Genomic DNA, 15,132 nt, shown 5'->3' with positions numbered 1-15,132 from the left:
CCTTCGGTGGTAGTTGCAGCCGAGATCATCATGCCGGTTGTCCTCCGGTAGCGTTAAGAGTGGGTTTGGGTTTACTGCGACGGCGCAGCAGGCCGACGATGCCGTCGGGCATTAACAAGGTGACCAGGATGAAGGCGCCGCCCAGGCAAAACAGCCAAGCGTCCGGCATCAGGCCGGTCAATACGGTTTTGGCGTAGTTGACCAGCACCGCGCCGATGATCGCGCCGTACAAGGTGCCGCGCCCGCCGACCGCCACCCAGATGACGATCTCCAGGGAGTTGAGCGGTGAGAATTCGCTGGGGTTGATGATGCCGACCTGCGGCACGTACAGCGCTCCGGCCAAGCCGGCCAGCATCGCCGCGAACACGAATACCCATAGTTTGAACAATTCCACCCGGTAACCCAGGAAGCGTACCCGCGATTCCTGATCGCGAATCGCCGTGACCACCCGGCCCAGCTTGCTGTTCACGATCCAGCGGCACAATAACAAAGCGCCGATTAGGCTCAGGCCGGTCATCAATAGCAATACCGAGCGGACGGCTTCCGATTGAATGTTGAAACCGAGGATGTCTTTGAAATCGGTTAGGCCGTTATTGCCGCCGAAGCCCATTTCGTTACGGAAGAAGGCCAGTAATAAAGCGTAGGTTAGTGCCTGAGTGATGATGGATAAGTAGACGCCGGTGACCCTTGAGCGAAACGCCAGCCAGCCGAACACGAAGGCCAGCAAACCGGGCGCGAGGAACACCATCAGCATCGCGAAACCGAAGTTGCCGAAGCCGTACCAGTACCAGGGCAGTTCGGTCCAGTTCAGGAACACCATGAAGTCGGGTAACTCGGCATTGCCGTAGACGCCGCGGGTGCCGATTTGGCGCATCAGATACATGCCCATCGCATAGCCGCCCAACGCAAAGAACGCGCCTTGGCCGAGGACCAGAATCCCGGCGTAGCCCCAGACCATATCGAGTGATAGGCCGAGTAGGGCGAAGGTGAGGTATTTGCCGATTAGGGAGACTGAGTAAGCAGAGAAGTGCAAGGCCGAGTCTTCGGGGAAGATTAGGTTGCAGAGTGGGATTAGAATGGTGATTGCCGCCAGGGTGGTTAGGACTGTGCTGTAGGTCTTGTCTTGGCTTAGGTTGATTAGTTTCATACCGTCTTCCGTTTTAGTGTGTCGCTATCGCGACGGTTTTTTGTATGTCGGGTCTCGGCCCGACAGCCGAGATACTTTCTTTTGCTCCGCCAAAAGAAAGTATCCAAAGAAAAGGCGGCCCCATGCCGCTTTGATCCTGCGCGCCTACGGATTTGGCGAGGGTTTTCGGAAGGGCTGTCCTAGCCCTCCGAAAACGAGCGGCATCCCTGCCGCTCCCCTGCGGGCAACTTCTCACCAAACCCTCCGGTGCTCGGCGCGGCATCAGGGGAGAAAACCGTCCCGGAAGTTAACGTTGCGTAGGGTGGGCAACTTTGCCCACCGTTGGCGGTTGGTTCCGCGTGGGCACTCAACCGTGCCCACCCTACGACTGAGCAAATGCGAAGCGCATCGGTCGCGAGCGATGCGCCTCCTGTCGTCGGCACATCCTATAAATTCTTACCATCGTCAAACTATCCATCCACTTTAAATCCGCGACGGGTTTAATCCCCGCTCAAACCCGCAGTGCGTAGGATGTGCTGAGCAAATGCGAAGCGCATCGGTCGCGAGCGATGCGCCTCCTGTCGTCGGCACATCCTACAAATTCTTACCATCGTCAAGCTATCCATCCCCTCTAAATCTCGTGACGGGTTTCGTCCCCTGATGCCGCGCCGAGCACCGGAGGGTTTGAGCGGAGTTGCCCGTTAGGGGCGATGCAGGGATGCATCGCGTTTTTGGAGGGCTATGGATAGCCCTTCCAAAAACCCGTTCAAACCCGCAGGAGCGCAGGATATAAGAGGCATGGGGCGGCCTTTCTTTTGGATACTTTTCTTTCGACTGCACGGATGCAGGAGGTAGAGCAATGCAGGAGCAATTGCCGAGGCCAAGCAAAGAAAAGTATCGCGGTTGCCGGTCCGCGAACCGGCATTTAAAAAGCCGTCGCGATAGCGACACCAAACATTCCAGCCCGAGTCGCCGCAGTGCGGCTAGTCTGGGTTCCCACGCAGCGCGTGGGAACCAGCAAACGCAACCCCCAAAACCTCACGATTCCGCCGCCCGCCCTTTCTGCGGAAACAATCCCCTCGGCTTCTTCTGAATAAACAAAATAATGAACACCAGCACCAAAATCTTCGCCAACACCGCCCCGGCATAAGGCTCCAACACCTTATTGGCAATCCCTAGCGAAAACCCAGCGACTAAGGTACCGAACAAATTCCCCACGCCGCCGAACACCACCACCATGAAGGAATCGACGATGTAGGCCTGACCCAGATTCGGCCCGACGTTGGTGATTTGGCTCAAGGCCACCCCGGCCACCCCGGCAATTCCGGAACCCAAACCAAAGGTCATCGCATCGACCCGCGAGGTGGGAATACCCATCGCTCTGGCCATGCCGCGATTTTGCGCGACGGCGCGGACTTCCAGGCCCAGCTTGGTGCGCTTCAAGATTTGCAGCAGCGCGGTAAACACCAGCAGGCAGAAAATCAGGATGTAAAAACGATTCCAGGTCAGCGACAGAAAGTCGTTAATCTGCCAGGAGCCGCTCATCCACTCCGGCGTGGAGACGCTGCGGTTCAGCGGCGAAAAGATCGAGCGCACGGCTTGCTGCAGGAACAGGCTGACGCCGAAGGTGGCCAGCAGGGTTTCCAGCGGCCGGCCGTACAGAAAGCGGATGATGCCGCGTTCGATCGCTATACCTACTAGCGCGGCCACCAAAAAGGCCATCGGTATCGACAAAATCAACGCGGTACCCAGATTGTTCGGCAGCAGTTGCTGCATCACGTAAGTGGTGTAAGCGCCCAGCATCATCAGTTCGCCGTGGGCCATGTTGATCACGCCCATGACGCCAAAGGTAATCGCCAGGCCGATCGCGGCCAACACCAGCACCGCGCCCAGGCTCAGGCCGAAGAACACGGTTTCGACGACCGCATAGGTTTGCAAGCGGTTGTGGATGCTGACCAGCGCAGCTTCGGCCAGATTGCGGATGTCGCTGTCGGGTTCGATGAAATTGCCGTCGGCGTCTTTCTCGGTCAGGGCTTGCAGGCGATTGGCGGCGTCCTGGCTGGTACGGTCCTTCAAGGTGCCGATGGCGGCGATGCGCTTGGTCTTGTCGTCGCTGTCGATGTCTCGGAGCAGCAGAATTTCTTCGATCGCGGCGCGGACCTTGGGCGCGCTTTCTTGTTCCAAGCGGCCGCGCAGCAAGTCCAGGCCCTTGTCGTCGATCTCTTTTGCCATCGCCTTGACCGCCGCCAAGCGGGCGTCGGCGTCGGCCACGTTCAACTGCAACTGACCGATGGCCTTGCGCAAGCTGCCGCGCAGTTTGTTGGTGACGTTGATTTTGCCGACTGCCGAGCGGTCTACTTCCGCGAGTGCCGCGCCGCTGGCCGCGTCGGTCAGTTGATAGCCGGCCGCCGATTCCACGCCGATCACCAGTTTGCTCTCGGCTTTCAAATCGAACAATTTGCCGTCCAGTAAGGCTTGCAGCGCCGGCAAGGCGCGGCCGTCGGCGGCCAGGGTTTCGATCGCGGCTTCGCGCTCGGCCATGCTGCCGACGCGCAATTGCTCCAGATATTGGCTAAAGGTGTCCGGTTCTTGCGCCTGTACGGAAACCGCGAACATAAAAAGTAGGGTACGCACCGCGTACCAGGCGGTCACTCGAAAACCGGAACACAAGCTACGCAATGCGTAACCCACACACGAAAAAATCGCTTTGATAACGCCGCTCGGCTTGGCCCCGGCCCACAGAGGAGTACGAACTGAACACAGGGATAGGGAAAGAGCAACGGCAAGGGCGCGGCCGAGCGGCGTTATTAAAGCGGTTTGCGAACAATGAACAGACATGGCGATTCCTTCGAGGTGGGTTGCGCCGGCTTCCGTGCCGGCGCAACCCTTGGCTAAGCGTGAGGCGGATCTGATCGAGGACCCGCCGGGTTCATCCGATCAGTATTTTTGACCTGAACATTTCTTGGTTTTGGTGTTGTAGTTGCCGCAGCTGATCGGCGCGGTCCAGTCGGCGATGATCGGTTTGCTGTCCGGCAGGAAGTCGGACCAAGCGTCGCCGTCGACGACTTTATTGGTTTGCCAGACCGTGACGAACTGGCCGTCTTCCTGAATCTCGCCGATCAGCACCGGTTTGCTGATGTGGTGGTTGGGTAGCATTTTCGCCACGCCGCCGCTCAGGTTGGGGAACTCGACGCCGATCAGGGCTTTTTGTACCGCTTCGGGATCGGTGGTGCCGGCTTTCTCGACCGCTTTCACCCACATGTTGAAGCCGATGTAATGCGCTTCCATCGGGTCGTTGGTGACCCGTTTCGGATTTTTGATGTAGTCCTTCCATTGTTGGATGAAGGCCGCGTTTTTGGTGGTATCGACGCTCATGAAGTAGTTCCAGGCCGCCAAATGGCCGACCAGCGGTTTGGTATCCATGCCGGACAATTCTTCCTCGCCGACCGAGAAGGCGACGACCGGAATGTCCTCGGCTTTGATGCCTTGGTTGCCGAGCTCTTTATAGAACGGCACGTTGGCGTCGCCGTTGATCGTGGAAACCACTGCGGTTTTCTTACCGGCCGAGCCGAATTTTTTGATGTCGGCGACGATGCTTTGCCAGTCGGAATGGCCGAACGGCGTGTAGTTGATCATGATGTCCTTATCCTTGACGCCTTTGGCTTTCAGATAGGCTTCCAGGATTTTGTTGGTAGTACGCGGATAAACGTAGTCGGTGCCGGCCAAGACCCAGCGTTGCACTTTCAGGTCGTTCATCAGGTAGTCGACCGCCGGAATCGCTTGTTGGTTGGGCGCGGCGCCGGTGTAGAACACGTTTTTCGACGACTCTTCGCCTTCGTATTGCACCGGGTAGAACAGGATGCCGTTCAATTCCTCAATGACCGGCAACACAGATTTACGCGACACCGAGGTCCAGCAACCGAAGATTGCCGCCACTTTGTCCTTGGTCAGCAATTCGCGGGCTTTTTCGGCGAACAGCGGCCAGTTGGACGCCGGGTCTACGACGACCGCTTCCAGTTTCTTGCCGAGCAGACCGCCTTTCTTGTTTTGCTCGTCGATCAGCATCAGCATGGTGTCTTTCAGTGTGGTTTCGGAAATGGCCATCGTGCCGGACAGCGAATGCAGCACGCCGACCTTGATAGTGTCTTCGGCGCGGGCCGGCGAGGCGCCGAGCAGCGCGGCGGACAGAGCCGCGACGGTCGCCAGTTTGTGGAAGGAATTGCTCAGTAGTTTCATCGTTTAAGTCCTATGTCGGGAAGAAATCGTGGGCGAATCAATAGCCCGTTTTTGTAGGAATGGGCATGCAATGCCCACGCCTGGCGTTCGTTCCGCGTGGGCACACAAACCGTGCCCACCCTACTTTTAAATTTGCCATTGGAAGCCGACCATGACTTGGCTGGCGTTTGTACCCGAGTCGGTTGATTTAAAGTCGCTGGCGACGCCTTTGGTCAACAGATCGCCGTATTGGTAGGCGGCAAAAATTTTGGCGTTGTGGCCGTCGATGATGTAGTTGACGCCGCCTTCGTAGACTTCGCGGGTGCTGCTGGTGCTAGGAGCGACGTTGACGTAGCGCAGATAAGGTTGGAACTGGCCGATGCCGATTTTTTGCGGGAACAGATACATGCCGCTGACATCGTAGGCATTGCCCTCAAACATGCCGAAGGTATTGCTGGAAAAAGGCACGTCGGCATCACGGCTCGCCTGGCTGAAGCCATTGGAAATGCCGTAGTTTTTGTATTCGCCGTTCAGAGTAACGACGCCGCCGCCGGGTAAGACTTTTTCCATCAACACGTCGGCGGTGGTGCCGCGAAAGTTGCCCGGATCAGCCGCCGTGCCGGCGCCGCCTTCTTGATATTGATTGGAGACGCCGACCGTCAAGATATCGCCGCCTTTACCGTAATAAGTGCCCGAGGTGTAGTAGCCGGGGTTTTTTTCGACGTCCCAGAAGTTGTAGGCGAAGCGCTGTGCGTAGAGAATGTTGTGGTTTACGTTGGCGCCGCCGCGCAAGCCTCGGAAAAAGCCTGCCGCGTATTGGAAACGGCCGTCGAGTACCGCACCCCAGAAGGTGACACCGTCGTCGCGGCCGAATGAGCCGGCCGAGTTGCCGTTGGAACCGATGGTCAGGTTGTAGTCTGCCGGCTCGAACGGCGTGCCGGCGGAGAAGATGTTATACACCGCACTGTAGAACGGACCGTTCATCTCGCGGCGTTCGGCCGGGACCAGCATCCGGCCTACCCACAAGTTGGCGTAAGGGGTGACCTCGAACTTGCCGATGGCGTCCAGCACCCGGACTTCACCGCCGTTGCCGCAGGTTTGGCAGTCGGTGTTGAATTCCACTTTCAGGTACTTATGGATCTGACCGTTGATGTACAAACGGATATTGTCCAGGTTGAAATCGTTGTTCCATTTTTCGCCATTGGCCCCGGCGCCGCTTTCCTGGGCGCGGAAACTGGTTCTTAAACCGGCGCCGACGCTGACCCATTTGGTGTCGTCGATTTTAAACGTCGCTCCGGCCAGCGCATCCGGCGCTTGGCTCAGGCCGAGGGCGCTTAGCGCCACGCTACCGAGCATCTTGGCGGCCCGGCGACTGTGTTTGGGTGGATTGATGCCTGTCATTACATTCCCCTGGTTTGGATTGAAAACTGCCGGGATTGGCGGTCCGGCGTTCGAAGACTTCGGGGAGATTTTTGAATTTTGTCGCTACCCGCCACAATCGGGTAAATGACTCATCAGTTATTTGACGTATGGCTGTAAAAGAACGGCTTCCCGTAGAGTAAGCCCCCAAGAACCGAGGGAAATTTATGAATTCGACACTAGAAATTGGGCCTGAACGGCCGGCCGGTAATTCGTTGGTCATGAAATATACGAGCGGCTTCAGCCGCGATCGATATATGGATTCGGCTCGAAAACCGCTAATGTACCGGATGGCCGGTTTGGCGCTGGCCGCCGCCGCATGGTTGGCCGCGCCGACGCCAGCGCTCGCCGTCGACGCCGTCAAACCCTTGCAAGCCGTGGCGTTTAGCGTGGCCGACGACAATCTGCGCCAGTTCGGCTTTGCATTGGAATCGGCGGCATTGGCCGATCGGGTCAGGGCCAATCTGGCCGAATGGGAATTTCCGTTGCCGGGGCAAGGGCCGTTCAGCCACGCGTTACAAGCCAAATTGGGTAAGGTCGCCCGCCGGGAAACCCCGGTCGGCTTCTCGTTTTCGTCCGGCAATTCCGACCCGCGCGCCGCCGAGTTTCAAAAAGCCGACGTGTTGCCGATCACCTGCACGCTACGCGATGCCGGCAATCAGGCGGTGTTGATCGAACGCGAGTCCACCTTCAGCGCCCATGCCTTCGGCAAGGATGTCGCGCAAAGTTACGTGACCGACAAATTGGTCGATCAAATCAGCACCGCCTGTCTGGACGTGCTGGAACACGCGCCGTTGCCGAAAACCGAAGGCCGAGTGAAGACCGCGTTGTTCAAACCCAAGTGGATGCCGGACGTGCGGGTGGAGGTTCGGGAGATTCCGGCGGCCGCCAGTGGTGGCGAAGGTTCCGGCACGCCGGCGGCAATCGGCGACGAGCCGAAGAAGGAGGTGATTATTCACAACCAAGGCAATCCGGTGATTTTTACGTTTGGGCATGAAAGGAAGTAACGCTTGTCTTGCTCGCAGGGATGCGGGACGTCCAAAACACCGTCGAGCGTTAGACTCGGTCGTTGCCGGCTGAAGCGTTCGCTAAGAGGGGAACATTTACTGAGTGGAGTCGGTCGCTGAGCGGAGCTGAATCGTTCGCCGAGCCGAGCCGAGCCGAGCCGAGCCGAGCCGAGCCGAGCCGAGCCGAGCCGAGCCGAGCCGAGCCGAGCCGAGCCGAGCCGAGCCGAGCCGAGCCGGTCGCTGAGCGGAGTCGAAGCGTTAAGCCCGAGGCGCGAACGGCCGCCGCCGACGATCAGTTATAATCCGGGCCGTCAGATAGGATGAGGATTAGCCATGAGTACCTACGAAACCGACTTCTACCGTTGGACCCACGAACAGGCCGCGGCAATCCGAGCGGGGCGTTTCAACGAATTGGATCTACAAAACATCGCCGAGGAGTTGGAAAGCATGGGCCGAAGCGAAAAACGGGCATTGGATAGCCGCTTGACGGTTTTATTGGCGCATTTGCTGAAGTGGCGGCATCAACCGGCACGGCGCGGTAAAAGCTGGCAACTGACGATTAAGGGGCAACGTCTCGCGGTGGTCGATGTGCTCGACGATAATTCGGGGCTTGCCGCTAAATTGCCGGAAATCCTAGCCCATGCCTATCGGCGAGCCGTCATCGACGCGTCCAGCGAAACCGGACTTGACGAGGAATTGTTTGCCGGCGATTGTCCGTGGACCTTCGATCAAATCGTCGATGCCGGGTTTTTTCCGGAGTGAATTGTCGTGGTGCGGCGTTGGTTTTGTTGTAAGGGTTTTGATGGTTTTGATGATTTGTGTCGCTGGCGCGACGGGTTTTTAAATGCCGGTTCGCGGACCGGCAACCGCGATACTTTTCTTTGCTTGGCCTCGGCAATCGCTCCTGCATTGCTCTACCTCCTGCATCCATGCAGTCGAAAGAAAAGTATCCAAAAGAAAGGCGGCCCCATGCCGCTTATATCCTGCGCTCCTACGGGTTTGAGCGGGGTTTTTGGAAGGGCTATCCATAGCCCTCCAAAAACGCGCGGCATCCCTGCCGCGCCCCTGTCGGGCACCACCGCTCAAACCCTCCGGTGCTCGGCGCGGCATCAGGGGATTAACCCCGTCGCGAGATGAAAGGTCGGCGGGTAGTTTTGCAAATTTGGATAAATGGTTCTGATGTAGGATGTCACAGAAATGGGAGGCGAAAGAATCCCAAACAACGCCCGTCTCGCTCAGTTTATTCTCTGGACCTAACAAATTATATTTTTTATGAAAAAACCGGCCGCTATTAATTGGGTTGTATCGCTTTTGTATCGGGTGGCTTTATTGCTTTGGGGGCCCACTATAAAAAGCTACATCAATTGTCAGTTTAAGCATTTTTTGTCGGAATATTATAGGCACTCGCAGAAAGAATGTTTATCTGATTATATTCAAACAATTATAAGTTCCTATAAAGAAGGCATCATTGTTCTAGGTTGGAGTGATGTTTGTGCCTTAAGAGTCGCTATTATTGATAAATTAAATGTTAGTGAACTAAAAATTGAGGAGAAACATTTAAAGCTGAGATTTAAGTCAATAGCTGATGATGATCAATATCATGCGTACGAGGAGTTTGTTAATAGCTCTGATGCCTCGGATGAAGTCTTTTTGCGCAGTCAAGTTGTTTATTTAGCAAATCGCTTGTATTGGGCCTATGCGCTTGCCACTAAAGGTCATGAGATTCGATCTTGCGTTAGCGTTGTAGTGTCAATCATATTTATTTTGTTGCTTTTTTTTATGTTTGCATATTCTCATGTTTATGCGGCACCTGAAAAACATGATCTTCTAGTTTCTGTTGCGTGCTTTGGCGCGTTTGGCGCATTTATTAGTTTCCATAGAAGGATGTCTCGTCTAAAAATCCATAGTGAAACTTTTTTATCATTTCTTCAGCTACGAAGTGGCTATTTTGATGGGGTATCTGCACTTTTTTCAGGAGCTTTATTTGCATTATTGGTATTGATATTGTGGGAGTCCGGTGTTTTAAGTTATATTTTGCATGGTGTTTTTAGTAAGGAGCTATTAGGGGTTATTTTGCCTGAAAAAACGCCATATGAATTAGGTTGTCCCACGAATATACCAAGTTTGTTTCTATGTATGAGCACCAATAGTTCACAAGATTTTGCAAAGCTACTCGCTATTTCTTTTTTGGCTGGGTTTGCTGAGAAATTGATTCCTGATGCTATTGATGGAATTGTTGACAGAGCAAAGCCTAAACAATAGTTCTAGTAACGTAGGGTGGGCACACGCTTTTTGTGCCCACGCGGAAACGCCAAAACCCTGATTTAAGCGCCGAAAATTAACAATCGAAATGTCCCGCTACCGCCGCTCGCAAAATCCGGGTGCAACGTATTTTTTCACGGTGGTGACGTATCGGCGGCAGGCGATTTTATGTGATGAACCGATACGGGAGGCTTTGCGCAAGGCGATTGCAAGCGCTCGCGTGAAACGACCGTTTTTCATCGACGCCTGGGTTTTATTGCCGGATCATTTGCATTGTATTTGGACATTGCCGGCGGACGACGGAGATTTTGCAACCTGCTGGAGCGTGATCAAGCGGCAGGTGAGCTTGGCATGTGTCGAAGCGTACCGGCGGGCCGAATGGATTAGCGTATCCAAACAAAAACACCGAGAATCGACCTTATGGCAACGTCGGTATTGGGAGCATCAAATTCGCGATGACACCGATTTTGCCCGACATATGGATTACGTTCATTTTAATCCGGTGAAACATGGCTATTGCCGACGAGTCAGCGAATGGCCTTATTCGACGTTTCATCGGTATGTTAACGAAGGCGTTTATCCGATGGATTGGGGAGATGGCGTTGATGTTACGGTTGCGGGGGAATGAAAGGTTTGTCCGCGTGGGCACGTAAACCGTGCCCACCCTACGAAATCGGGATGGTTTTTATCCCCTGATGTCGCGTTTTTAAAGTATCGCGGCTGTCGGTCCGCGAACCAGCATTAAATCACCCGTCGCGTCAGCGACACAACATATGAAAGCCATCCACCAAAACATCACCAAAATCCGCCGCGACTACAACTTGCTGGTCGCCAACGAAACCCTGGAAGACTATGCGCTCCGCTATGCGCCGCGCAGCTTCCGTAAATGGTCGGAGTTCGAAGTCGCCAATACCGCCTTCGGCTCGACCTCGTTTCTGGTGCTGGAAGCGATCGGCGGGTTTTTGTCGATCAACTACGGCTTCACCAACGCCTTTTGGGCGATCATCGCGGTGGGCGTGGTGATCTTCATCACCTCATTGCCGATCAGCTATTACGCGGCCCGCTTTCATATCGACATCGATTTGCTGACCCGCGCCGCCGGCTTTGGCTACATCGGTTCGACGGTGACCTCGCTGATTTACGCTTCGTTCACCTTCACGCTGTTTGCGTTGGAGGCCTCGATCATGTCGCTGGCGCTGGAGTTGTATTTTCAAATACCACTGGCCTATGCCCACGTGATCAGCGCGCTGATCGTGATTCCGCTGGTGACCTTCGGGATTACCACGATCAGCCGGATGCAGTTGTGGACCCAACCGGTGTGGCTGGCCTTGCTGATCGCGCCGTATATCGCGGTGGCGCGGACCGAGCCGGAAGCGTTGATGACGTTGGAGACCTATTTTTGGATCGCCGGCAGCGGCCAGGGCTTCGATTGGCTGCTGTTCGGCAGCGCGGCGACGGTGGCCTGTTCGATGGTGGCGCAGATCGGCGAACAGGTGGATTTTCTGCGCTTCTTGCCGGACAAGACCGCCGAGAACAAATGGCGCTGGTGGGCGGCGATGCTGAGCGCCGGGCCGGGCTGGGTGGTATTCGGCGTGCTCAGGCAGTTGCTTGGTGCCTTGTTGGCCCATTTGGCGATACGCCACGGCATCGCCCCGGAACATGCCCACGAGCCGACCCAGATGTATCTGGTGGCGTACAACGAACTATTCGAAGATCCGCGCTGGGCCTTGGCCGCGACGGCCTTGTTCGTGGTGTTGAGCCAAATCAAGATCAACGTCACCAATGCCTATGCCGGGTCGCTGGCCTGGTCCAATTTCTTCTCGCGGCTGACTCATAGCCATCCCGGCCGGGTGGTGTGGTTGTTGTTTAACGTGATGATCGCGCTGCTGTTGATGGAATTCGGCGTGTTCGGCGCGCTGGAAAAGGTGCTGGGGCTGTTTTCGAATATGTCGATCGCCTGGATCAGCACGGTCGCGGCCGAGTTGATGATTAACAAGCCGCTGGGCTTAAGTCCCAAGGAAGTCGAGTTCAAGCGGGCCTATTTGTCCGATCTGAATCCGGTCGGCATGGTGGCGACCTTCGTCGCGTCGGTGGTGTCGATACTGGCTTACGTCGGTTTGTTCGGCGAATGGCCCAAAGCCTTTTCGGCGTTCATCGCGCTGGGCCTCGCGTTCGCGCTGGCGCCGTTGCTGGCGTGGTGGAGCAAGGGCCAACATTATCTGGCGCGCGATCGCGACGAACACAACCGCTACGCCCGCAACACTTGTTCGATTTGCGAGAATGAGTTCGAACACGACGACGTGGCCTATTGTCCGGCCTACGCCGGCAGCATTTGTTCGTTGTGCTGCACGTTGGACGCGCGCTGTTTGGACGCCTGCAAGGTCGGCTATCGCTTCGACGATTATTTGGAACGCCTCGCCAAACGCGGCTTGCCGAATTTTCTGAGTCTGTACGTGCGCCTGCGGCTGTTGCGCTTCGGTTTGTTGTTTGTGTTTCTGTCAGTGTTGACCGGGATTTTCGTCAGCATCATTTACTACCAGGATTTGTTGAGCATTCGCCAGGATTGGCCGGCCTTCCAGTTATTGCTGAACAATTTCCTGAAAATATACGCCTCGTTGCTGGTGTTCATCGGCCTATGCACTTGGTGGCTGATCTTGAATGCCGAAAGCCGCAAGGTGGCGCAAGAGGAAACCGCCAAACAGACCCAGCTGTTGTTGCAGGAAATCGAGGAGCATCAGAAAACCGACTTGAAATTGCAACAAGCGCTGAAAATGGCCGACGCCGCCAATCAGGCCAAGAGCCGTTTTCTGAGCAGCATGAGTCATGAAATCCGCTCGCCGCTGAACAGCATCATCGGTTACGCCCATATCTTGAACCAAGACCCCAGTATTCCGGAACACCGGCGCCAGGCCGTCGATACCGTCAAGCGGAGCGGCGAGCATTTGTGCGCGTTGATCGAGGACATTCTGGATATTGCCCGGATCGAGGCGCGCAAATTCGATCTGAAGCAGGAAGCCTTTAACTTTCCGTTGTTTATCGAGCACTTGGTGCATACCTACCAGGCACAGGCCGAGGACAAGGGCTTGCGCTTCGTTTGCCAGATCGGCAACACCTTGCCGCAGCGAGTGCGCGGCGACGAGAAGCGGGTGGGGCAGATCTTGATCAACTTGCTCGGCAACGCGGTCAAATTTACCGACAGCGGCGAAATCGTGCTGCGGATAGGCTATAGCGGCGGCGTCGTCAATTTTCAGGTGATCGATACCGGCGCCGGCATAGCGGATGAGCAATTGCAAAATATCTTTCAGCCCTTTACCCGGCTCAATCAGCCGACCGGCAACGCGGTGGCCGGCAGCGGCTTGGGTTTGACGATCAGCAAGATCTTGACCGAAGTGATGGGCGGCGAAATAACGGTGAAAAGCCGACTCGGCGAGGGCTCGACCTTCAGCGTGCGCCTGCTGTTGCCGAGTTTGAACGTCGATGCCGAGCCGGAACCGCGCGCGGACATCGTCGGCTATCACGGCGTCCGCCGCAAGATTTTGGCGGTGGACGATCAGCGCGAGCATCGCGATTTGCTGCGGGCTTTGTTGGAGCCCTTGGGCTTCGAGGTTTGCGAAGCGGATTCGGGCGAGGAATGCCTGGTTCGGGTAGCCGAGCAATGTCCCGATCTGGTGATGTTGGACATTTCGATGACCGGTATCGACGGCATCGAAACCGCGATCCGGCTGCGCGAGCAGGGTTGGGCGATGCCGATCATCGTACTGAGCGCCAATGCCTATCCCAGCGACCGGCTGGCGGCGCTGAATGCCGGCTGCAACGACTTTCTGGCCAAGCCGGTCCGGGTGGGCGATTTGATGGACAAATTGAAATTGTATTTGGCGCTGAGCTGGCTGTACCGCGACGAGGTCGCGGCGGTCGAACCGGGCGTTCGGGCGGCGTTGGCGGTGCCGCCGGAACCTCTGTTGCAGGGCTGTGTCGATTGCGTAAGGATCGGCGATCTGCTGGCCCTGAAAAAACAATTGGACGAACTGGCCGCGGCGCATCCGGACTATGCCGGCTATTTTGCCAAACTGAAAACACTGGCCGGCGAATTCCGGGTCGGCGAACTACGCAAATTGTTGAACATGAACCCGAAAACGCAGGAGGCACGATGAACGGCACCTATGGCAGTAGTGGCACGGTCTTGATCGTCGACGATACGCCGGGCAATCTGGCTCTGTTGTCAGATACCTTGTCGGAAGCCAATTACCGGGTCTTGGTCGCCACCGACGGTTGCTCGGCGATCGAACAAATTCAATACGTCAAACCCGACATCATTTTGTTGGATGTGATGATGCCCGGCATCGACGGCTTCGAAACCTGTAGCCGGCTGAAAGCCGATCCGGCCACCGCCGCGATTCCGGTGTTGTTCATGACCGGCCTTAGCGAGCTGGATCATTTGTTGCGCGGTTTCGGCGAAGGCGCGCTGGATTACATCGTCAAACCGATTCGGCCGGCAGAAGTGCTGGCGCGCATCGAAGTGCATCTGACTCAAACCCGCAATCTGCTGCGGGCCGAAGGAGTGCTGGACGACGGCGAATTCGCCGCGCTGGCGGTCGATGCCGGCGGCCGGATCGTCTGGTTAACGACGGCCGCCGCCGCCTGGCTGGCGGATTTTAAGCGCGGGCAGGGCGAGGCGGGGGCGTGCGGACTCGGCGACGCGTTGCCGGGCCGTTTATTGGCCTGGTTCGCCAACTGGCGCGGCGACGGCGCCAAGGCGCCGGACGGGGAAAGCTTTGGCGCGGCGGCCGGCTTCAGCGTTGAGATCGGCGTGTGCCACCACCCGGACGAATATTTGTTGCTGCTCAGGCGCGAGGACGACGGGGCCTGGAATCCGGAACAATTGCGCGAGCGCTTGAAATTGACCTTCCGCGAAGCCGAAATTCTGATGTGGATTGCTCGCGGTAAAACCAACAAGGAAATCGGCATCATCCTCGGCAGCAGCCCGCGCACAATCAACAAGCATCTGGAACACATCTTCGAAAAGCTCGGCGTCTCGACCCGCGCGGCGGCGGTGGCGGCGGCGTTGCAGAGCGGTTGAGCCATAAAAAAAGCCCGCGGCCGGAT

10 protein-coding genes are annotated in these 15,132 nt (G+C 56.5%); 6 read left to right on the top strand and 4 right to left on the bottom strand.

Annotated features, from left to right (window positions below; all coding sequences use genetic code 11):
* Positions 1–28: 28 nt before the first annotated feature.
* From urtC to BJL95_RS02495, 4 genes are all read right to left on the bottom strand, one after another.
* The gene (gene urtC, locus BJL95_RS02510) at positions 29–1,147 is read right to left on the bottom strand and encodes an urea ABC transporter permease subunit UrtC (protein WP_071155226.1); all 1,119 of its coding nucleotides are present in this window, start codon (positions 1,145–1,147) and stop codon (positions 29–31) included.
* A gap of 1,017 nt (positions 1,148–2,164) precedes the next feature.
* Positions 2,165–3,742 (bottom strand): urea ABC transporter permease subunit UrtB, encoded by a 1,578-nt coding sequence (gene urtB, locus BJL95_RS02505; RefSeq protein ID WP_083385573.1) that lies wholly within the window; start codon positions 3,740–3,742, stop codon positions 2,165–2,167.
* Positions 3,743–4,063: 321 nt separating this feature from the next.
* On the bottom strand, positions 4,064–5,362 hold the full coding sequence (gene urtA / locus BJL95_RS02500) for an urea ABC transporter substrate-binding protein (RefSeq protein ID WP_064026572.1): 1,299 nt from the start codon (positions 5,360–5,362) through the stop codon (positions 4,064–4,066).
* Between the two features lie 126 nt (positions 5,363–5,488).
* Positions 5,489–6,742, bottom strand: a complete 1,254-nt coding sequence (locus tag BJL95_RS02495) for a hypothetical protein (RefSeq protein ID WP_071155224.1) — start codon at positions 6,740–6,742, stop codon at positions 5,489–5,491.
* A gap of 239 nt (positions 6,743–6,981) precedes the next feature.
* Between BJL95_RS02495 and BJL95_RS02490 the strand changes: the two genes are divergently transcribed.
* The 6 genes from BJL95_RS02490 (at position 6,982) to BJL95_RS02465 (ending at position 15,106) form a co-directional block, all read left to right on the top strand.
* Positions 6,982–7,767: a hypothetical protein gene (locus BJL95_RS02490; RefSeq protein WP_175463632.1), complete on the top strand. Its 786-nt coding sequence runs from the start codon at positions 6,982–6,984 to the stop codon at positions 7,765–7,767.
* 333 nt (positions 7,768–8,100) lie between these two features.
* Positions 8,101–8,529, top strand: coding sequence for a DUF29 domain-containing protein (locus BJL95_RS02485; protein ID WP_071155222.1), 429 nt, complete (start codon positions 8,101–8,103; stop codon positions 8,527–8,529).
* A gap of 510 nt (positions 8,530–9,039) precedes the next feature.
* A complete protein-coding gene (locus BJL95_RS02480) occupies positions 9,040–10,029 on the top strand; it encodes a hypothetical protein (RefSeq protein WP_071155220.1) in 990 nt (329 codons plus the stop codon).
* Between the two features lie 88 nt (positions 10,030–10,117).
* A complete protein-coding gene (locus BJL95_RS02475; protein ID WP_083385571.1) occupies positions 10,118–10,657 on the top strand; it encodes a transposase in 540 nt (179 codons plus the stop codon).
* 145 nt (positions 10,658–10,802) lie between these two features.
* Positions 10,803–14,180, top strand: a complete 3,378-nt coding sequence (locus BJL95_RS02470; protein ID WP_071155218.1) for a response regulator — start codon at positions 10,803–10,805, stop codon at positions 14,178–14,180.
* On the top strand, positions 14,177–15,106 hold the full coding sequence (locus BJL95_RS02465; protein ID WP_064026086.1) for a response regulator transcription factor: 930 nt from the start codon (positions 14,177–14,179) through the stop codon (positions 15,104–15,106). The genes BJL95_RS02470 and BJL95_RS02465 overlap by 4 nt, the downstream gene beginning before the upstream one ends.
* The last annotated feature ends 26 nt before the right edge of the window (positions 15,107–15,132 follow it).

This window comes from Methylomonas sp. LWB (assembly GCF_001856095.1).
Taxonomy (GTDB): Bacteria; Pseudomonadota; Gammaproteobacteria; order Methylococcales; family Methylomonadaceae; genus Methylomonas; species Methylomonas koyamae_A.
The sequence above is the reverse complement of the archived record's forward strand: the minus strand, read 5'-3'. Positions and strand labels throughout refer to the sequence as shown.

Excerpts from the sequence above, each read along its gene's own strand:
- urtC (WP_071155226.1), bottom strand. The coding sequence starts at position 1,147 with ATGAAACTAATCAACCTAAGCCAAGACAAGACCTACAGCACAGTCCTA.
- urtB (WP_083385573.1), bottom strand. The coding sequence starts at position 3,742 with ATGTTCGCGGTTTCCGTACAGGCGCAAGAACCGGACACCTTTAGCCAA.
- urtA (WP_064026572.1), bottom strand. The coding sequence starts at position 5,362 with ATGAAACTACTGAGCAATTCCTTCCACAAACTGGCGACCGTCGCGGCT.
- BJL95_RS02495 (WP_071155224.1), bottom strand. The coding sequence starts at position 6,742 with ATGACAGGCATCAATCCACCCAAACACAGTCGCCGGGCCGCCAAGATG.
- BJL95_RS02490 (WP_175463632.1), top strand. The coding sequence starts at position 6,982 with ATGAAATATACGAGCGGCTTCAGCCGCGATCGATATATGGATTCGGCT.
- BJL95_RS02485 (WP_071155222.1), top strand. The coding sequence starts at position 8,101 with ATGAGTACCTACGAAACCGACTTCTACCGTTGGACCCACGAACAGGCC.
- BJL95_RS02480 (WP_071155220.1), top strand. The coding sequence starts at position 9,040 with ATGAAAAAACCGGCCGCTATTAATTGGGTTGTATCGCTTTTGTATCGG.
- BJL95_RS02475 (WP_083385571.1), top strand. The coding sequence starts at position 10,118 with ATGTCCCGCTACCGCCGCTCGCAAAATCCGGGTGCAACGTATTTTTTC.
- BJL95_RS02470 (WP_071155218.1), top strand. The coding sequence starts at position 10,803 with ATGAAAGCCATCCACCAAAACATCACCAAAATCCGCCGCGACTACAAC.
- BJL95_RS02465 (WP_064026086.1), top strand. The coding sequence starts at position 14,177 with ATGAACGGCACCTATGGCAGTAGTGGCACGGTCTTGATCGTCGACGAT.